The organism is Nostocoides veronense, from assembly GCF_039531185.1.
Taxonomy (GTDB): Bacteria; Actinomycetota; Actinomycetes; order Actinomycetales; family Dermatophilaceae; genus Nostocoides_A; species Nostocoides_A veronense.
In genome coordinates, this window is record NZ_BAAAPO010000032.1 from 53,404 (window position 1) to 72,982 (window position 19,579).

Here is a 19,579-nt window from a genome sequence, read left to right on the forward strand (position 1 = left end):
CGACGAAACGGACGAGTTGTGTCCGAATGTGGGAGTCAGAGGAGCGGGGGAGTCAGACGACCTACTCGGCGGCGGCCTGACCTGAGCGGGTGCGGCGGCGATTGCGGTTGCGGCGCGGCCGGTTGGCTCCGGCTTCGGACGACTCCCCGCCGCCCGCCGGGCCGGCACCCTCGCGGCCGGAGTCGTTGCCCTCGCCACGCGAGCGAGCGCCCCGACCGTCACGGCTGCGGCCATCCCCGCCACGACCCTCGCCGCCGCGTCCACCCTGGCCCCGTCCAGCGCTGCGGCCCTCGCCGGAGCGGCCGCCGCGACCACGGCTGCCGGACTTGGCCGGGCCTTCGATGTCCTCGATCTCCTCGGCCGCGAGGCCGGCGCGCGTCTGCTGCGCCTTGGGCAGCTTGCCCTTCGCGTCGCGGGGGATGTCGAGATCGGCATACAGGTGATCGGAGGAGGAGTAGGTCTCCACCGGCTCGGGGATGCCCAGGTCGAGTGTCTTGTTGATCAGGCCCCAGCGAGGGATGTCGTCCCAGTCGACGAAGGTCACCGCGACGCCGGTGTTGCCGGCGCGGCCGGTGCGGCCGATGCGGTGCAGATAGGTCTTCTCGTCCTCGGGGCACTGGAAGTTCACGACATGCGTGACATTGTCGACGTCGATGCCGCGGGCGGCGACATCGGTGGCGACGAGGATGTCGACCTTGCCGGTGCGGAAGGCCCGCAGCGCCTGCTCGCGCGCTCCCTGCCCGAGGTCACCGTGGATGGAGGCTGCTGCGAAACCGCGCTCGGTCAATTCCTCGGCCACCTTGGCCGCCGTGCGCTTGGTGCGGCTGAAGATCATCGTCAAGCCGCGCCCGCGCGCCTGCAGGATCCGCGACAGCATCTCGGTCTTGTCGAGGGCGTGCGCGCGGTAGACGAACTGCTCGATCGCCTTGACCGTGTGCTGGTTCTCGCCCTCTTCGCTCATCGCGCGAATGTGGGTCGGCTGCGTCATATAGCGGCGAGCCAGCGCGACAACGGCACCCGGCATCGTCGCGGAAAAGAGCATCGTTTGCCGGCCCGCGGGCGTCAGCGCCAACAGCTTTTCGACATCGGGCAGGAAGCCGAGGTCGAGCATCTCGTCGGCCTCGTCGAGCACGACGATGCGCGCGTGCCCGAGGTTGAGGTGCCCCTGCCCCGCAAGGTCGAGGAGGCGGCCAGGGGTGCCGACGACGACATCGACACCCTTGCGCAGCGCCTCGACCTGCGGCTCGTAGGCGCGACCGCCATAGACCGTCAGGACGCGCACCCCGCGCTGGGCACCCGCGCGCTCGAGGTCCTTGGCCACCTGGACCGCGAGTTCGCGGGTCGGGGCCACCGCGAGGGCCTGCGGCTTGCCGGGGGCGGGGAGAGCGTCATACGCGGCGCCGTCCTTGGGGGTGACGACCCGCTGCAGCATGGGGATGCCGAATCCCAGGGTCTTGCCCGTGCCCGTCTTGGCCTGGCCGATGATGTCGTGCCCGCTCAGGGCGACCGGGAGGGTCATGGCCTGGATCGGGAAGGGGGTGATGATCTCGTGCGCGGCGAGGGCCGCGACGATGTCGTCGTGAACGCCGAAGTCGGCGAAAGTCTGCTCGGACATGGATATGTCGTCTCTCGATCGGGACCGCCGCCGGGAGGGGCGGTCGGAGGAGGAGCCGATCGGAGGTCTTCGTCGCGAGGAGTTCGCGGTGGGGGCCGGCCCGTGCCGGCGCAGTGATTCGTGCCGACCGGGCACCAACTGCTGTTGTGCTGAGCAGTTTAGCCGTATGCCGTCCGCTCCCGGACGATTCGTTCGCGGCGCGCGCCAGCCCGGCTTTCGGCTGGCGTGGCTAGAGTGCGCCCGTGCCGGATTCCGTGGAGACCTCGCCCGCCTATGCCGCCGCGGTCGCCGACCTGCTGGGGATGCTCGCGTATGCCGAGCTGGCCGCCTGCGCGCGGCTCGCCGCGGACTCGGATTTGGCACCCACCGTTTCGGCGCGGGTGGCCCTGGCCCGGATGGCGGGCGCTGAACTGGCGCACCACGACCTGCTCGCCGCCCGGATCGTCGAGCTGGGGGCTGATCCCGAGGAGGTGATGGCGCCCTATGCCGAGGCCTTCGCCGCCTTCCATGACCGCACTCGGCCAAGCACCTGGCTCGAAGCCGTGGTCAAGGCGTATGTCGGCGATGGCATCGCCGAGGACTTCGGCCGCGAGATTGCCGCCTTTGCGGATCCGCGCAGCCGGGAGGTCATTGAGGGATCGTTGAGTGATGAGGCGCGCAATGCCGTGCTCGTCGAACTTGCGCGCGCCGGGATGACGGCCGACCCGCAGGCGGTCGGGCGGCTCGCACTGTGGGGGCGACGCCTGCACGGTGAGGCCATTTCCTCGGCGCAGGCCGCGGCGGCCGAGCGCGACGGGCTCACGGCGCTCTTGACCGGACAGTTTGGTGGTGATGGGCTTGATCTCGCGCGCCTCGGCGAGCTCTTCGCGCGACTGGCGACGCGGCATACGGACCGGATGGCTGCCCTCGGCCTGGACGCCTGAGCCAACCCAGTTTGACCGCGCGGCCCTCCCGTCGAGTTCGGGAGACACGCCGAGCGGCGGCCCGGTTCGTCGGCGTGCTTCCCGAACGCGACCGCCGGCACAACCCTCCGGGTCAGGACGATCGACCAAATGACAGCGGGCCCGACGACCACTTGGTCGTCGGGCCCGCTGGCGCTATGGCGAGATTCAGCGAATCTGCTTGCGGCCCGCCATATTTCCGTAGAGCACGATCAGGCCCGCGGCAACCGCGATGCCCGCGAGGAACGGGATGAACTGGAAGCCACCGTTCTCGTTGCTGTAGCCCAGCTGGTAGACGATGAAGGACGCGATCAGGGACCCGAGGATGCCGATGATGATGGTCAGCGGCAGGGAGATGCCCTGCTTGCCCGGGAGGGCGAGGCGGGCGAGCCCGCCGATGATGGCGCCACCAATGATGGCCCCGATGATGGTTCCGATCACGGAACCGCTCCTTTCCGAAGAGCCCAGGATCGGGCCGAGGGTGCCCGGGGGTGTCCGAGCCGTTCACACCAATGCTTGCACGCTCAAATACCTTCCCGGGGGATTGGCGTCCCATGAGTTGGGGAGCGTTATTTCCTTGTGATGACAGGCAATCTGCCGAGCGGTCAGGCGCCGAAACCGACGCGACCCTTGTGCGACTCGCCGATATCGACATACCCAATGGCCGCGGCCGGAACGATGACCACGCGGCCCTTCTCATCTTCGAGGCGCAAGGGCGTGCCATCGGCGACGGCGGTGCGCACGAGTTCTTCGACCCTCAGGGCCGTCTCTTCGGGCTCGATGCTGACCTCGCGGGCGATATTCGCGATTCCGATCTTGACTTCCACGATCCACTCCTTGAAAACAGGGGATGACGATGTTGTTGTGGGGGAGTCAAACACACGGCGCCGACAGACCCTTCCCCGCCCCTCTGGACCCCTGCTGTGGCAGAGCCCGCGAAGCCTTAGCCCTCGCTCGCGGCGGGGCGGGCCGGCTGGCCCCCGACGCCTCGCCACGCCAGCCGACCAATCACCGTGACGGCGACGTCCAGGGGCAATGTCTGGTCGCGTAGCCAGGCGCGGGCCGAGACCTGGGACATCCCGACGAGACCCTGCGCGACGAGCCGGGCGATCGGCTGCGGCAGCTCGGTGTCCAGCATGATCCGGCGCGAGATCGCCTCGACGCACTGATCCGTCGACCAGCTGATGCGCTCGCGGACGGCGGCCACTTCGTTCAGGTCAGATTCGAAGACGATCCGGTAGGCGCTGTCGTCGCGGGCGACGAAATCGAAGAAGGCCCGGATGCTCGCGTGCGTGCGGTCCTTGTGGTTTTCGGTGCTCTGGAGCGCGCTTTCCACCAGTTCGACCAGGCTCGCGGTGTGCTTGTCGACGAGCGCGAGATAAAGCTCCAACTTGCCTGGAAAGTGTTGGTAGAGAACGGGCTTCGACACACCCGCTCGCTCGGCGATATCTTCCATGCCCGCCGCGTGGTAGCCCTTTTCGACGAAGACCGCCTGGGCGGCTTCCAACAATTGGGCTCGCCGCTGCATACGCGGGAGCCGCTGCCCGCGAACCGCGTCAGGGGCGGTGCCTTCGAGTGCCATTCCGGCACCCCCTTTACGCCAACACAATGAGTCGCGGTCATCCTAATGAGTACGCTCGCGAGGTGCAGGAACCTTTGACAGAGCGGGTCGGGCTCGATGCGGCCGCCCGGCGCAGGTATGCCCGCCACCTCCTGCTCCCCGAGGTCGGGGTTGCCGGCCAGGAGCGACTGATGGCCGCCCGGGTCTTGATCGTTGGTGCCGGTGGCCTCGGAGCCGTCACCGCGACCTACCTTGCCGCCGCCGGGGTTGGGGTGATCGGGATTGTCGACGACGATCTCGTGGATGAGTCGAACCTGCAGCGGCAAGTCATTCACGACACCGCATCGGTGGGTATGCCGAAGGTCGCCTCCGCGGCCGCCCGCCTCGCCGCGATCAACCCCTTGGTGCAGGTGGAGACTCATCAGGTCCGGCTGACGGCCGACAACGCGATGGACCTCTTCAGCGGATACGACATCGTCGTCGACGGCGCCGACAACTTCGCGACGAGGTATGTCGTCGCGGACGCGTGCGCCCTGCTCGGCCGCCCGCATGTCTGGGGATCCATCCTGCGCTTCGACGGGCAGGTCAGCGTCTGGGCACCCCCGGTCGGCCCGTGCTATCGCTGCGTTTTTCCGGCGCCGCCGGCGCCCGGCAGCGTGGCCTCCTGCTCGGAGGCGGGGGTGCTCGGGTCGCTGTGTGCATCCGTGGGGTCGGTGCAGTCGACCGAGGCCATCAAGCTCATCACCGGGATCGGCCGGCCGTTGATCGGGCGCCTCATGGTTCATGACGCGCTCGCCGGCACCTGGGGCGAGATTGCTGTTCGCGCCAATCCCGCCTGCCGGCTGTGCGGGCCGAACGCGCAGATCACTGCCCCACAGGACCCCGAGGAGGTATGCCGGGTGCCCGGCACCCCCCCGGACGTGCCCGCGGGTGGCGGCGAGCGGCATACGGCCGAATCCCTCGCGCAGGCGCTCGCCGAGGACGATTCCTTGGTGCTCGTCGATGTCCGTGAGCCCGGGGAGTGGGCGAGCGGGGTGATCCCTGGGGCGCTCTTGCATTCGGTGGGACGTATGGAGGAATTGGCCGTCCCGACGACGGCTCGGGTCGTGCTCTATTGCGCGGCGGGTGGGCGGTCAGCAGCGGGCGCCGCGCGCTTGCGGGCCGCCGGCTTCACGGATGTGTCCGATCTCGAGGGGGGAATCACGGCCTGGCCGGGTCCGCTCGACGTGCCCCGCTCCTGAGGTCGCTGGACGACACGCCGGGGCCGAACGCCCAGGTGAGCGGGGTTGTCAGTGCCGGGTGATGACATAGGTCCATGACGTCGACCGCGCTGCACCGAGACACCGTGGAGGTGGGCCTCGATCCCGCCTGGGCAGCCGCACTCGCCTTCCGCGGACCGCTGCTGCGGGTCCTCGGCGGCCCGGGGACGGGCAAGACGCACCTGGCCGTCGAGATCATCGCGGAGCGAGTCCGGGCCGGCGAGACCGAGGCGCAGAACTGCCTGCTCATTGCTCCCACCCGCCGGGCCGCGGCCAGCGTGCGTGACCAGGTCACCCGAGCCGTCGGCGCGACGACGCGCGAGCCACTGGCCCGCACGATGGCCTCTTTTGCCTTCGGCATTGTGCGGATGGCGGCCATTCGCGAGGACCTTCCGACACCCTTCCTGCTCAGCGGCGCCGAGCAAGACGCGGTCTTGCGCGAGCTGTTGGACGGGCATGCCGCGGATCAAAGCTCCGGGCCGTTCTGGCCGGAGCATCTGCAGGAAGCCCTCACCACTCGCGGCTTCCGCGCCGAGCTGCGTGACCTGCTCATGCGCGCCGTCGAGCACGGACTCGATGCCGAGACTCTGACCCGACTCGGCCGCGAGACCGGACGCGAGGAATGGGTTGCCGCCGGGGCGATCCTGGATGAATATGACCAAGTCACGGCCCTCTCGCGCCCTGGTGCCTATGACCCGGCCTGGCTTGTGACCGGCGCTTGCGACGCCTTGGAGCTGGATCCGGATCTACTCGGAGAGCTGCGCGCCATGGTGCGCCTGATCGTGGTCGATGATGCGCAGGAACTCGGCGCTCCCGGTGCCCGGCTGCTGCGCGGGCTGGCCCAAGCCGGCATCGAGGTGGTGCTCATCGGCGACCCCGACGCGGCCGTGCAGACTTTCCGCGGGGCTGACCCGCGCTTGTTCGTCGACGATGCCTCGATCCGTCCCGCGACGGCGAGCGTGGTGCTGACCCGCGGATTCCGGCTGAACTCGTCCGTCGCCGCGGCCGATGCCCGCATCACGGCGCTGATCGGGGCCATCGGCGGCGGGCGCCAGCGGGCTGCTGCCGCCTCATTGGTGGCCGATGACGGCGACCAGGCTGCTGATTCTGTGCAGGTCCACGTCTTTCGGTCGGCCGCACAAGAGGCGACGCATATCGCCGATTCCCTGCGTCGTGCCCACCTCCTGGATGGCATTCCCTGGCGAGATCTGGCAGTCATCGTGCGCGGTCAGGGCCGAGCTGATGTCGTGCGGCGGGTGCTGGCGGCGGCGCACGTCCCCGTCGCGGAAGCCGATAGCGATCTGCCGCTCGCGGATGAGGATGCCGTTCGCCCCCTCTTGGCCCTGATGCGCGCCGCGGCCGATCGGGTGGCCCACTGCCTGGCCGCCAGCGCCGATGCGCTCGCCGAGGACCCCGACGCTGGCTGGTTCCTGGCGCCCGAGGTTGCCCTCGACCTGCTCACCTCGCCCTATGCCAGCGCGGACGCCGTCACCTTGCGCCGCCTGCGCCGGGGCTTGCGTCGGCCCGCGCTCGCCGAGGGGTCGGCGGCACCGGCGGATCTGCTCCTCGCCCGGGCCCTGGCCCGGCCCGCCGACCTGACCGAACTCGGTCCGGAGGCGGCGGGCGCGCGGCGCATCGCCCGGATGCTGGCCGCCGCGACCGAGGCGCTGTCCGGCGGGGCGTCCGGCGCAGGCGGAGTGCCTGGCTCGGGTGGATCGGCACGCCGGGCCGTCGCCGCCGAAGACGTCCTGTGGGCTACCTGGGAGGCCGCTGGCGTCGCCGATCGCTGGCGGGCTGAAGCGCTGGCCGGCGGACGCGCCGGCGCGCGAGCCGATCGCGACCTCGACGCGGTGATCGCGCTGCTGGCCGCCGCCGGGGACTTCGCGGACCGGCTTCCGGGGATCGGCCCGGTCGCCTTCGCCGATCACCTCGCTGGACAGGATGTCGCGGCAGACACCATCGTCGTGCGCGGCGCCGACCACGATCGAGTTGAGGTGCTGACGCCGCACGCGGCCGCGGGTCGGTCCTGGCGCCGGGTGCACATTGCAGGCGTCCAGGAGGGTTCCTGGCCCGATGTCCGGGTGCGTGGCTCGTTGCTCGGCTCCTCGGACCTCGTCGATGTGCTGGCCGGTCGCGAACGCTCGATGCGCGCCGCCCAGACGGCTATCCGGCACGACGAGGCGCGCCTGTTCCATGTGGCGCTGACCCGGGCAGCCGAACGGGTCCAGATCAGCGCAGTGCGGGATGCGGACGACCAGCCCTCGCCCTATCTCGACATCCTCGACCCAGGCCTGGCCGACCGCGGCTTCACGGTCCCCGACGCACCCCTAACCCTCGTCGGTATGGTGTCCGCCCTGCGCCGCACAGTCGCAACACCCGCGCCCTCGCCGAGCGCCCGAGCCGCACGCGCGCTGGCGGCTGCCACCTTGGCTCGCCTGGCCGAAGCCGGGGTGCGGGGCGCCGATCCGCGCAGCTGGTGGGCGCTGCGAGAGGTCTCGGACCAACGACCGCGGGTCGATCCGGACGAGGTGGTGCCAGTGTCGCCATCGGCCTTGCAGACTTTCGAACAATGCCGGCTGCGCTGGTTGCTGACGTCTGCCGGCGGCGAGGGACCTTCGGTCGGCTCGGCAGCCCTCGGCACTCTGGTGCACGACGTCCTCGCCGAGAGCGGTGACGTGGATGCCGCAACGCTCGCGGCGCGCGTCGAGCAGTGGTGGCCTCGCCTTGGCCTGCCCGCGGGCTGGACCGAACGTGCCGAGCGAGCCAAGGCGCAGGCCATGGTCGAGCGTGCCGCCGAGTATTTCGACCTCTCCGCCGCGCAGGGCTGGCACCGACTCGGTGCTGAGGTCCAGTTCACCGCGAGCTTCGGGCGCGCCCAACTCGGCGGTGTCGTCGACCGGATAGAACAGCACGACGACGGCCGGGTCCGCGTCACCGACTACAAAACCGGATCAGCCAAAGTGCCCGTCGCCGATCTCGCCCGCCATCCGCAACTCGGGGCCTATCAAGCGGCCGTCGAGGCTGGCGCTTTCGAGGGGGCAGACACCAGCGCTGGCGCGGCCCTCGTGCAAATCGGCAAAGGCGGGATGACCGGAAAGTGGGTGCAGGAGCAAAGCGCGCTCGCGGCCGACCCCGAGCCCGGCTGGGCCCGAGACCTGATCGAGAGTTCAGCCGAGGGCATGGCCGGAGCCGATTTCCCCGCGACCCGCAACACCGGATGCGACCGGTGCCCGGTCCGCACGTCCTGCCCCGCCCGCGCCGAAGGCTCGGGGGTCGTATGACGAGTCCAGGCCTCAGCGCCCTCGACATCGCCCGCGCACTCGGGCAACCCCGCCCGACATCCCAACAGCAGCAGATCATCGAGCATCCGCCGACCCCCCTTCTCGTGGTGGCTGGGGCCGGCTCCGGCAAAACCGAGACGATGTCGGCCCGGGTCGTGTGGCTCGTCGCCAACGGCCACGCCCAACCCGAGGAAGTCCTCGGCTTGACCTTCACCCGCAAGGCCGCCGCCGAACTCGCCGGGCGGGTCACGGCGCGCTTGCGCAGCCTCGCCGACGCCGGGCTCTGGCGACCCGATGAGGCCACCGACCTGCTCAGTGCCCCGCCGACGGTCTCGACCTATCACGCCTATGCCGCCCGGCTGGTCCGCGATCACGCGCTCCGGCTCGGGCGGGAGCCGGACGCGCGCCTGCTCTCGGAGGCCGCCGCCTGGCAACTCGCGCAGGAGGTCGTCACCCAGTTCGACGGGCCTTTAGAAGACCTCGGAAAGGCCGAGAGCACGATGACGGCGGCCGTGGTCGACCTGGCAGGGGAGATGTCGGAACACCTGGTCACCGCCGAGCAGCTGGAGGCCTGGCTCGTGGGCATCCGGGCGCATCTCGAGGGTTTAGCCGCTGGCGCCGGGCTGCAAGCCGCCGGGAAGGCACTGCACGAGGCCATGGCGGGCAAACTCGCGCTGCTGCCCGTCGTCCGACGCTATGCCGAGACCAAACGCGACCGCGGTGCTATGGATTTCTCCGACCAGATGGCGCTCGCCGCAACGCTGGCGGGCCGTTTCCCGGAGGTCGGCCGACTCGAACGCGAGCGTTACCGCGCGGTCCTGCTCGATGAGTTCCAAGACACCTCGCACGCCCAACTCGAATTGCTGTCCGCCCTGTTCGCCACCGGCGATGGGCCCCACTGCGTCACCGCCGTCGGCGATCCGAATCAATCGATCTACGCCTGGCGCGGTGCCAGTGCCGCAACACTCGCGCTCTTCCCGAAAGCTTTTGGGCGGAAGGGCTCGCCTGATCCCGGGAGCTTCGACCTACCACCGGTTCCCGTTCTGCCGTTATCCGTCACCTGGCGCAACGCCCAGAACATCCTCGACCTCGCCAATGCGGTGGCCGAGCCGCTGCGGCGTCATGCCGCGGTGCCCGTCGAGCCTCTTGCCGCTGCTCCAGATGCGCCGCAGGGGAGAATCGACATCGCGCGCGTGCCGACAACGGCGGATGAAGCCACGCTTGTCGCGCGGTGGATCGCGCAGCGCCGCGCCGAGGGGGCACAGTCCGCCGCCGTCCTGGCCCGGAAGCGTTCCCAATTCGATGTCATCGTCGCCGCGCTGGAAGCCGAGGGGCTGCCGGTCGAAGTCGTCGGCCTTGGTGGATTGCTCGTCACCCCCGAAGTCGGAGATGTCGTCGCGCTCCTGAGCGTCGCGCACGATGCCGCCCGCGGCGATCGGCTGATGCGCTTGCTCACCGGTCCCGTATGCCGACTCGGAGCGGCGGATCTGACCGCCCTCCATGCCTGGGCCCGCCGACTCCAACATCCGGCGAGCCGCAGAGGGCCGGGATCGCGCGGCAGCGATCTCTCGGATGCCGCGGCCGATCGCGTCTCGCTCGTGGAGGCCGTGACCGACCTGCCACGCCTGAACGCCAGTGAACGCCTTACGACCGGGATCAGCCCCACGGGGCTGGACCGGCTCGGGTCCCTGGCCGTAGCCCTGTCTACCCTGCGCAGCGTGTCCGGTGGCGGCTTGGTGGATATCGTCGCCGAAGCGGAGCGGGCTCTCGGCCTCGATATCGAGGTCCTCTCGCGGACGGGCTATCCGCCGGGGGTCGCCCGGGCCCACCTGGACGCCTTCGAAGACGTCGCGGCGCAGTTCGCCCTGTCGGGGGACCGCCCGACGCTCGGGGGCTTCCTGGCGTGGCTCGACGCGGCCCTGCAGGAGGAGCGCGGCCTCGACAAGGGCATCCTCGATATCGCGCCGGGGGCGGTGCACGTCCTGACCGTGCACGCGGCCAAGGGACTCGAATGGGATGCCGTCGCCATCCCCGGATTGATCGAGTCCACCTTCCCCGCGCATTCCGGATCGGTCTCGAGCCTGGACAAAGACACCGGTCGGTGGAAGGTCAACGAGCCGAACGACTCGGCGTGGACGGTGGGGCTCGGCACACTGCCATACGACTTGCGCGGCGACCGCGCCTCCCTGACCGCCCTGGCCTGGCGCTCGGCCACCGATGGCAAGGATCTGGAGAAGCGACTGAGGGAGTTCAAGGCCGCGGCCGGCCAGGCGGGCATCGCCGAGGAACGCCGCCTGGCCTATGTTGCCTTCACTCGCGCCCGGCATTCAATGCTCCTGACCGCTCCCGTGTGGGGCAGCGCCAAGACGCCCCGCGTGCCCTCGCGCTTCCTGCGCGAAGTCCGCGAGGTCCGTCCCGACCTGCTGACGGTGCTGCAATGGGAGGATGATCCTGCGGTCGACGCCCCTAATCCGCTGCTGGCCGAGCCCGTCACGGCGCCATGGCCCCTGCCGTCCGTGGGCGATCCCGGAGTGCGCGTGGGGGCGGCCTTCGTCGACGACGCCCTCGCGGCACCCGAACGCCAGGATGCCCTCGACCCGGCCGTCGAAGTGCTGCTCGCGGAGCGCGCCGCTCGGGCGTCCGGCGCCGAGACCTTCGCGGCGCGATCGGGCTCGGCGGGTAGTTGGCGGGTGCTCGACGCGCTCGGAGGCCACGTGAGCACCTCTCAGTTGGTGGCGCTGGCGCAGGATCCGGAGGTCTTCGCCGAGAACATTCGCCGCCCGATGCCGACCCGGCCATCACCCGCGACCCGACGCGGCACCGCCTTCCACGCCTGGATCGAGCGGCATTACCGCCGGGCCTCGCTGCTGGAGCCGGACGACTTGCCGGGTAGCGCCGATGATCCCCTCGACGCGGGCGGTGACCTCGCCGAGCTCACGGCGCGCTTCCTCGCCTCCGAGTGGGCCTCGCAGGAGCCGGTCGAGGTCGAGGTCATGGTGGAGACGGTGATTGCGGGCGCTGCCGTGCGCGGCCGGATCGACGCAGTCTTCCCCACGCCGGAGGGCGTCGTGATCGTGGACTGGAAGTCCGGACACCCGCCATCGGGCGAGGCCGCGCACGCGGCGGCCGTCCAGTTGGCGGCCTACCGCATCGCCTACGCCCGGCTCCGAGGCCTGGATGTGCGAAATGTCGACGCCGTCTTTTATTACGCCGCTACCGGCCAGACTCGCAAGCCAGCGCTGCGGGACGAGGCAGAATTGAGCGCGCTCGTCGCGACACTTCAGCCGTGAGCGCGCGAGCCGACGGGGTGCGGGGACGTCATACGGCATAGCGTGGACCCGTGACGCGTACCCCCTTCCAGTTGGCTGCCCTGGCGAGCGCGGCCGTCCCCGGCCTCGATCCGGTGGCCGCCGGGCCGTTTCCGCTCGACCCCGGCCATGCGATCGATGTCGCGAGTGTCGAGGACGGACAAGGCCGGTCCTGGATCGTGCGCTGCTCGGCTTCGCCGGCCGCTGCCGTCGCGCTCGATGCGGGGGCCGCCGCGGCCGCACTGGTCGCGCGGCGCCTCGGGGTGTCGGTCCCGCTCTCCCGCGGCACCTTGACCCTCCCGGAAGGCGGACGCGTCCACGTGCACGTCGCCATTCCCGGGCAAGGACTGCGGCTGTCAGCCCTGGAGCCACAGTTCGCGATCGCGTCAGCCCTGGGCAAACTCATCGCCGGCCTGCACAATCTCGAACCCGAGGTCTTCGAGGACGCCGGATTGGAGACCTACACCAGCGATGAATACCGCCAGCGACGATTGACCGATCTGGACCGGGCTGCCTCGACGGGGCGCGTGCCAGCGGCGCTCCTGACCCGCTGGGAGGAGGCGCTGGAAAATGTCGCGATTTGGCAGTTTGTGCCGGTCCCGATCCACGGCGCCCTGGCGGGCCGCCATGTGCTCGTCAGCCTGGGCGACGACGGCGAGGCCGTGATCCGCGGCGTCGTCGGGTGGCGGCGGGCCAAGGTCGCCGATCCGGCCGATGACTTCGCGGCCCTCGTGCGGGAGGCCGACCCGCCCGCCGTGATCGAGGTGGCACGCACCTATGCCCGCTCGCGGACCACCCGCCCAGACCGGCATCTGTTGACCCGCGCCAAACTCGTGAGCGAACTTGCCTTTGTGACAGACCTTTTCGACGCTCTCGCGGCGGGCTATCCCGAGGCAGTCGACTATGCAACACACACCTTGCAGCAGCTCGCGGACCAGGTCGAGGGAACCGACCTGATCCCGGCCCCGCCGACCCGGCCGGTGCCGGTCGCGGAGCCCTCCGAGCCAGCGCCGGAAACTGAGGAGCAGAGCACCCAGCCGGTCCCGACGACCGAGGCCGAGGACGCCGAACCCACTCGGTAGGCTCGGCCGGTGCCGATCGACCTGCCCGCCCGCGCCCGCGTCGTCATCATCGGAGGCGGGGTGATCGGGTCCTCGATCGCCTATCACCTCGCGCACGCCGGGTGGACCGATGTCGTGGTCCTGGAGCGCGACCGCCTGACCAGCGGAACGACCTGGCACGCCGCCGGGCTGATGACCACCTTCGGCAGCACGAGCGAGACCTCGACCGACATTCGGCTCTACGGCCGCGATCTCTACGCCCGCCTCGAGGCCGAGACCGGGGTCGCGACCGGCTTCAAAGCGGTGGGGCTCATTGAGGCCGCGGCCGACGCCGATCGGCTCGAGGAGTACCGCCGCGTCGCGGCCTTCCAGCGCCGCCTGGATCTAGAGATCCACGAGATCGGGCCGCGCGAGATGAGCGAGCTCTTCCCGCTCGCGAAGACCGACGACCTGCTCGCCGGCTTCTATGTCCCGGGCGACGGCCGGGTCAATCCCGTCGACCTGACGATGTCGCTGGCGCGGGGGGCCCGGAATCTGGGCGTGCGCATCATCGAAGGGGTCAGCGCCGAGAAGGTGCTCACCCGTCCTGGGGTGGGTGGTCAGCAGGTCGTCGGCGTCGCCACGAGCGCGGGGGACATTGAGGCGGAGTATGTCGTCAACTGCGCCGGCATGTGGGCGCGCGAGGTGGCGGCGCGCAATGGGGTCATCGTCCCCAACCAGGCCGCGGAGCACTACTACCTGATCACCGAGCCGATCGCCGGCATGAGCCCCGACGCGCCGGTCTTCGAAGATCCAGCCGCCTATGGCTACTACCGCGAGGAGGGCGGCGGCATGATGGTCGGCCTCTTCGAGCCGCGGGCAGCCGCGTGGGCGGTGGACGGCATACCCCGCGACTTCTCCTTCGGCACCCTCCCGCCGGACTGGGAGCGGATGGGGCCCTTCGTCGAGCGGGCGATGGCCCGCGTCCCGGCCACGCTCGATGTCGGCATTCGCACCTTCTTCTGCGGACCGGAGTCCTTCACCCCGGATCTCCTTCCGGCGGTGGGGGAGGCGCCCGGGGTGCGCGGCTATTTCGTCTGTGCCGGAATGAATTCCGTCGGCATCCTGTCCTCCGGCGGTTGGGGCAAGGTGATGGCGCACTGGATCACGACCGGTGCTCCCGATGTCGACATCACGGCCGTTAATGTCGATCGCTTCCGCGACTATCAACTCGATCCCGCCTACCGCGAGCAGCGCACCGCCGAGATCCTGGGCACGGTGTATGCCGCCCACACCCCCGGCATTCAACTCACCACCGGGCGAGGCATTAACCGGTCCCCGGTCCACGACCGGCTCGTGGCGGCCGGTGCCTACTTGCGCGATGTCAGTGGTTGGGAGAGCGCGGATTGGTATGCCGGACAGGGTCTTTCGCCGTCAGCCGAGCCAGGATGGGGGCACCAGCCGTGGTTCGCGCAGTGGCGAGCGGAGCATACGGCGGTTCGCGAGCGGGTCGGCCTGATCGATATGTCGTTCATGGCCAAGTGGCGCGTGACCGGGCCCGACGCCAGCGCCGTTCTCGACTGGCTGAGCGCCGGAGCGGTCGCCGAACGCGACGGCCGCATCACCTACACCCAGTGGCTCGACGATGACGCCCGGCTGCAGGCTGACCTCACGGTCACGCGCCTGAGTGAGCAGGACTTTCTCGTCGTCGCCTCTGACACGGCCTATGGGCACGTGGAGAACCTGCTCCACCAGGCGGCAGCTGGCCGGGACGTGGCGCTTGAGGATGTCACGACAACCCTGGCTCAGTTCGCGCTGCAGGGCCCGAACTCGCGCGCTACGCTCGCCGGCCTCACCGAAGCCGATCTGAGCAATGACATCTTCCCGTTCCGCACCGCAGCCCGCCTCACGTTGGCTGGTCGAGACGTGATCCTCGCGCGCATCACATATGCGGGGGAGCTCGGCTACGAAATCTACGTGCCGAACGCCGAGGCCCTCGCCGTGTGGGACGCGATCATGGAAGCCGGTGCACCCCACGGTCTTTCGCTCTACGGACTGAAGGCGCTCGCCAGTTTGCGGATGGAAAAGGGCTACCGCGACTATGGCCATGACATCGACAACACCGATGGTGTGTATGAAGCGGGCCTGGGTTTCGCCGTCGCCCTCGACAAGGGTGACTTCCGGGGCCGGGAGGTGGCGGCGCAGGCGCGGACCGCACCTGCGCGCCGGCGCATCGTCTCGGTGCTCTTGCGCGACCCCGCATCGCTGCTCTTCCACGCCGAACCCGTGCTGCGCGATGGGGAGTTCGTCGGCTATCTCCGCGCCGCGTCATACGGCTGGACACTCGGCGGTGCGGTGGGTTTGGCGATGGTCGAGGCGCCGGAGGCAGTCACTACCGACTGGCTCGACACCGGCACCTGGGAGGTCGACGTGGCAGGCCGCTGCGTGCCCGCGATGGTGTCGTTGCGCCCGCTTTACGACGCGCGAAGCGAGCGAATCCGGAGCTGACGTGAATGTGACCCAGGTCACATTTATCGGACGCAACCTCTTTGCCGCATGCGGCGTCTTTTAACTGTGACGGCACCGCTGGGGGGCGGGCCGTTTCGGCGGTGGGTCTCGTGGGGACGCGAGACCCACCGCCCATGTCTTCGGGAAACTGTGCCGAAGCAGGGAGCGGCGAAGGCCCTCGGTGAGAACACTCACCGAGGGCCTTCGTCGTATGCCAGCCACGTCAGACCGGCGTGCTGGTTCAGCGGGCTGCCGCGACCTTCTCGCGCACCTCGCCGGAGATGTCCGGCTCGTTGGCGCCGGTGATGACCGCATAGGTCGCGCCGACGATCAGGGCACCGAGGATCGGGGCCACCCAGAAGAGCCACACCTGCGCGGGCGCGCCATCGCCATTGAAGAAGGCGACGGCCGTCGAGCGGGCCGGGTTGACCGAGGTGTTGCTGATCGGGATGGAGATCAGGTGGATCAGGGTCAGCGCGAAGCCGATCGCGATCGGCGCGAAGCCGACCGGGGCGCGGCCGTCGGTCGCGCCGAGGATGACGTAGAGGAAGATCGCGGTCAGCAGGGCCTCAGCAACGAAAACCGCCGTCAACGTGTAGCCGCCGGGGGAGTGGGCTCCATATCCATTCGCCGCCATGGACCCGATGCGGTCGAAGCCATCCTTGCCGGAAGCGATGACGAAGAGCGCGGTGCCAGCGACCAGGCCGGCGACGACCTGCGTCACGACATAGGCCGGGACATCGCGCCACTCGAAGCGCTTCGCGGTGGCGAGGCCGATGGTGACGGCCGGGTTGAAGTGGCCACCGGAAACGTGCCCGACGGCATACGCCATCGTCAGCACGGTCAGTCCGAAGGCGAGAGCGACACCGGCGAAGCCGATGCCCATCTGAACCGGCGTCGTCGCCGGCGCGGCGACGATCAGGCGCGCTGCTGGCGCGGGACGAGCACCTCTTCATACAGCAGCAGCAGACCGGCGGCGACGGGGATCGCGAGCAGCGCCCCGATCACACCGAGCAGAGTCCCCCCAGCGAGCGCGGCGACGACCGTGACGGCGCCGGGGACCGAGACCGTGCGCGCCATGATCTTCGGCGCGATGACGTAATTCTCCAACTGCTGATAGATCAGGTAGTAGACGCCGACGATGATCGCGCTGCGCGGGGAATCGAAGAACGCGACGAGGCACACGAGCACCGCACCGACCGTCGCGCCAACCATCGGGATCAGCCCGAGGAAGCCGACGAGCACGGCCAGCACCGCGGCATACGGCACCCCAACGATCCGCATCATGATGTAGGAGCAGATGGCGTTGATCGTCGCGACCGTCACCTGCCCGATCGCATAGGCGCCCGTGCGGCGCATGATCTCCTCCGACAGGGGCTCGACGCGCGGGCGACGGGTCGCCGGGACCATCGCGTAGGCCGCCCGCTTGACCGTGGGAAGAGAGGCGAGGAAGTACAGCGTGAGGATCAGGATGGTGAAGACCTGGAAGAAGCCATTGGCGAGCGCCTTGCCGGCACCCAGCACGCCGCCGAAGACGCGGGAGAGGAAATCGCTATCCGTGAGCCGGGAGTTGATCTCGCTCTGGAGCTTGTCGACGATGTCGTAGTTCTCATCGAGCCGCCGCACCCAGGCCGAGTTGAGGATCGCATCGACATAATCCGGGGCGTTGGTGAGCAGTTGGCTGCCCTCCGAGATGACCGGGGGTATGACGAGGCCCCCGAGCAGCCCGAAGACGACGAGCACGCCGGCGAAGACGACCGCGACGGCGCGGGAGCGCTTCAGGTTCTTTCCCTGCAGCCACTCCACGAGCGGGTTCAGCGCAAGGGTGAGGAAGAAGGCGACCAACAGGATGGTCAGGGTCGACGTCAGCCGTCCGAGGGCATGCCACAGGCCGATCGCCAGCAGGGCCCCGATGGCGCCGACGAAACCGATGTAGAGGGGTGAGTACCTATTGATCGGCTGCCCGGCCGGGCCGAATCGGCTTGCGCCGGAGGGTGTTTCCCCGCCGGGATGCAGGCCGTCTTCAGTCGCTGCCGGGGTATCGCCGGCCTGCGCGTGGCGATGTTGGGAGTCGCGCAGGGCGGCGCGCTGGCGTCGCTGGAACTCTCGATAGCGTTCGAGCCGGATGTCCTTCACGAACGCTTTCCTCCCCTGACGACATCGGACCGTCGGTGGCCCGAGAGCCAACCGACGGTCCGAGAGTAGTCGCGAGCCCGGCTCGGAAGCGTCAGGCGTCGCGGAAGCGGTTGATCCCGTCCTCAAAGCGGGCCCGCTTGTCGGGGTCCGTCACGCCCAGGCTCGCCTCCGGCGCCAAGGTGAGAACGCCGACCTTGCCCTGGTGGGCATTGCGGTGCACATCGAGCGCGGCCTGCCCGACCTCATCGAGCGCATAGGTCTTGGACAGGGTCGGGTGGATCAGCCCGCGGTTGATCAACTCGTTGGCCTCCCACGCCTCGCGGTAGTTCGCGAAGTGGCTGGAGATGATCCGCTTGAGGTTCATCCACAGGTAGCGGTTGTCGTATTCGTGCATATATCCCGAGGTCGAGGCACAGGTCGTGATCGTCCCGCCCTTGCGGGTGACATAGACCGACGCGCCGAAGGTCTCGCGGCCCGGGTGCTCGAAGACGATATCGACGTCATACCCTCCGGTGAGCTCGCGGATCTTCTTGCCGAATCGCTGCCACTCCTTGGGATCCTGCGCGGTGCCTTCGTCATTCCAGAAGCGGTAGCCCTCGGCGCTGCGATCGATGATCAGCTCGGCCCCCATGCGGCGGCAGATCTCGGCCTTTTCCGGCGAGGACACCACGCAGATCGGGGTCGCCCCACCGGCGAGCGCCATCTGCGTCGCATAGGACCCGAGTCCGCCGGAGGCACCCCAGATCAGGACCCGGTCGCCGAGCTTCATCCCCGCGCCATTCTTGGAGATGAGCTGGCGGTATGCCGTGGAGTTGACCAGCCCGGGGGAGGCCGCCTCCTCCCAGCTCAGGTGGGTCGGCTTGGGCATCAGCTGGTTGGCCTTGACGATGGCGAGCTCGGCGAGCCCGCCGAAGTTGGTCTCGAAACCCCAGATCCGCTGCTGCGGGTCCATCATCGTGTCGTTGTGGCCGTCGGCGTCCTCCAACTCCACCGAGAGGCAGTGCGCGACGACCTCGTTGCCCGGCTGCCATTTGGTCACGCCCGGCCCGACGCGCAGGATGACGCCCGCGAGGTCTGATCCGACCACGTGATAGGGCAAGTCGTGGCGCTTGGCGAACTCGCTCGTGCGGCCATACCGCTCCAGGAAGCCGAAGGTCGGCACCGGCTCGAAGATGCTCGTCCACACGGTGTTGTAGTTGATCGCGCTCGCCATCACGGCGACGAGGGCCTCGCCCGGCGCCAACTCCGGCACCGCTACCTGCTCGACGTGCAGGCTCTTGCGCGGGTCCTTCTCCTTGGTCGACATTCCCTCGAACATGCCGACCTCGTCCTTGTGGACGGTCGCGGCGCGGTAGCTCTCCGGGACGGCGAGGGCGGCATAGGCCGCGCTGCTCCGCTCGCCGGAAGTGATCGCGTCGAGGATCGATTGAATGCTCACGGGGGTCTGGCTCCTTGGCATCGTGGGCCCGAACGGGCTGGTCGTGACCGAACCTAGGTGAGCGCGGGGTACCGATGGTGCTAATGAGATTGCGGTCACCCGTGAACTGGGTCACGCGCGGCGTCGGCGCGAAATCGCTGCGGCGCAAGGGCGACGCTGTGCCATCCTGGTCGGCGTGAGCTACATCGCAGGGCACCCGCCGAAGGTTGAGCGGTCGTACTGGCCGCCTGCCCTGCAGTTTGCCTTGGCGGTTGGTTTGCTGGGGCTGGGCCGGTGGGCGGATCTGCATGCGCCGCACGCGCGCGCCACGGATCAGTGGGCCTTCAACAGCCTGGCCCTGTGCTGTTATCTCCTCGGTCTGCTCTTCTTGCCGTTCGCCCTCGCGGCGCTGGTGAAGGTGATCCGCAACCGCCGCAAGGACTTCGAGATCGTCCGCCGCTGAGGCGTCGGTAGACGTCGGCAGAACCGTCGCGCGATGCCCTGGGGCGAGCG

General features: G+C 69.4%; 14 protein-coding genes. 7 read left to right on the forward strand and 7 right to left on the reverse strand.

The window, feature by feature from the left end:
- Positions 1-61: 61 nt before the first annotated feature.
- Entirely contained in the window at positions 62-1,615 is a 1,554-nt protein-coding gene (locus ABD225_RS09875; protein ID WP_344084300.1) for a DEAD/DEAH box helicase, read from the reverse strand.
- A 242-nt stretch (positions 1,616-1,857) separates the two neighbouring features.
- Between ABD225_RS09875 and ABD225_RS09880 the strand changes: the two genes are divergently transcribed.
- On the forward strand, positions 1,858-2,538 hold the full coding sequence (locus ABD225_RS09880) for a ferritin-like fold-containing protein (protein ID WP_344084303.1): 681 nt from the start codon (positions 1,858-1,860) through the stop codon (positions 2,536-2,538).
- A gap of 186 nt (positions 2,539-2,724) precedes the next feature.
- On the opposite strand, the gene ABD225_RS09885 is transcribed toward ABD225_RS09880, so the two are convergent.
- The 3 genes from ABD225_RS09885 to ABD225_RS09895 form a co-directional block, all read right to left on the reverse strand.
- On the reverse strand, positions 2,725-2,997 hold the full coding sequence (locus tag ABD225_RS09885; RefSeq protein WP_344084306.1) for a GlsB/YeaQ/YmgE family stress response membrane protein: 273 nt from the start codon (positions 2,995-2,997) through the stop codon (positions 2,725-2,727).
- Between the two features lie 164 nt (positions 2,998-3,161).
- Positions 3,162-3,383, reverse strand: coding sequence for a DUF3107 domain-containing protein (locus ABD225_RS09890; RefSeq protein ID WP_344084309.1), 222 nt, complete (start codon positions 3,381-3,383; stop codon positions 3,162-3,164).
- 116 nt (positions 3,384-3,499) lie between these two features.
- Entirely contained in the window at positions 3,500-4,138 is a 639-nt protein-coding gene (locus tag ABD225_RS09895; protein ID WP_344084312.1) for a TetR/AcrR family transcriptional regulator, read from the reverse strand.
- Between the two features lie 26 nt (positions 4,139-4,164).
- On the opposite strand from ABD225_RS09895, the gene moeB reads away from it, so the two are divergent.
- The 5 genes from moeB (at position 4,165) to ABD225_RS09920 (ending at position 15,513) form a co-directional block, all read left to right on the forward strand.
- On the forward strand, positions 4,165-5,358 hold the full coding sequence (gene moeB / locus ABD225_RS09900; RefSeq protein WP_425564384.1) for a molybdopterin-synthase adenylyltransferase MoeB: 1,194 nt from the start codon (positions 4,165-4,167) through the stop codon (positions 5,356-5,358).
- Positions 5,359-5,432: 74 nt separating this feature from the next.
- Entirely contained in the window at positions 5,433-8,657 is a 3,225-nt protein-coding gene (locus tag ABD225_RS09905; protein WP_344084317.1) for an ATP-dependent helicase, read from the forward strand.
- On the forward strand, positions 8,654-11,947 hold the full coding sequence (locus ABD225_RS09910) for an ATP-dependent helicase (protein WP_344084320.1): 3,294 nt from the start codon (positions 8,654-8,656) through the stop codon (positions 11,945-11,947). Before ABD225_RS09905 ends, ABD225_RS09910 begins: the two co-directional genes overlap by 4 nt.
- 50 nt (positions 11,948-11,997) lie before the next feature.
- Entirely contained in the window at positions 11,998-13,047 is a 1,050-nt protein-coding gene (locus ABD225_RS09915) for a phosphotransferase (RefSeq protein ID WP_344084322.1), read from the forward strand.
- Between the two features lie 9 nt (positions 13,048-13,056).
- Positions 13,057-15,513, forward strand: a complete 2,457-nt coding sequence (locus tag ABD225_RS09920) for a GcvT family protein (protein WP_344084324.1) — start codon at positions 13,057-13,059, stop codon at positions 15,511-15,513.
- A gap of 241 nt (positions 15,514-15,754) precedes the next feature.
- On the opposite strand, the gene aqpZ is transcribed toward ABD225_RS09920, so the two are convergent.
- The 3 genes from aqpZ to ccrA form a co-directional block, all read right to left on the reverse strand.
- On the reverse strand, positions 15,755-16,435 hold the full coding sequence (gene aqpZ / locus ABD225_RS09925) for an aquaporin Z (RefSeq protein WP_344084472.1): 681 nt from the start codon (positions 16,433-16,435) through the stop codon (positions 15,755-15,757).
- Entirely contained in the window at positions 16,432-17,649 is a 1,218-nt protein-coding gene (locus ABD225_RS09930; RefSeq protein WP_344084326.1) for an AI-2E family transporter, read from the reverse strand. Before ABD225_RS09930 ends, aqpZ begins: the two co-directional genes overlap by 4 nt.
- 91 nt (positions 17,650-17,740) lie before the next feature.
- Complete coding sequence (gene ccrA, locus ABD225_RS09935) at positions 17,741-19,081, reverse strand: crotonyl-CoA carboxylase/reductase (protein ID WP_344084475.1); 1,341 nt, start codon at positions 19,079-19,081, stop codon at positions 17,741-17,743.
- 181 nt (positions 19,082-19,262) lie between these two features.
- On the opposite strand from ccrA, the gene ABD225_RS09940 reads away from it, so the two are divergent.
- A complete protein-coding gene (locus tag ABD225_RS09940; RefSeq protein ID WP_344084328.1) occupies positions 19,263-19,529 on the forward strand; it encodes a hypothetical protein in 267 nt (88 codons plus the stop codon).
- Positions 19,530-19,579: the final 50 nt, after the last annotated feature.

Coding starts and splice junctions, on each gene's coding strand:
- ABD225_RS09910 (WP_344084320.1), top strand. CDS start 8,654: ATGACGAGTCCAGGCCTCAGCGCCCTCGACATCGCCCGCGCACTCGGG.
- ABD225_RS09895 (WP_344084312.1), bottom strand. CDS start 4,138: ATGGCACTCGAAGGCACCGCCCCTGACGCGGTTCGCGGGCAGCGGCTC.
- ABD225_RS09875 (WP_344084300.1), bottom strand. CDS start 1,615: ATGTCCGAGCAGACTTTCGCCGACTTCGGCGTTCACGACGACATCGTC.
- ABD225_RS09905 (WP_344084317.1), top strand. CDS start 5,433: ATGACGTCGACCGCGCTGCACCGAGACACCGTGGAGGTGGGCCTCGAT.
- moeB (WP_425564384.1), top strand. CDS start 4,165: ATGAGTCGCGGTCATCCTAATGAGTACGCTCGCGAGGTGCAGGAACCT.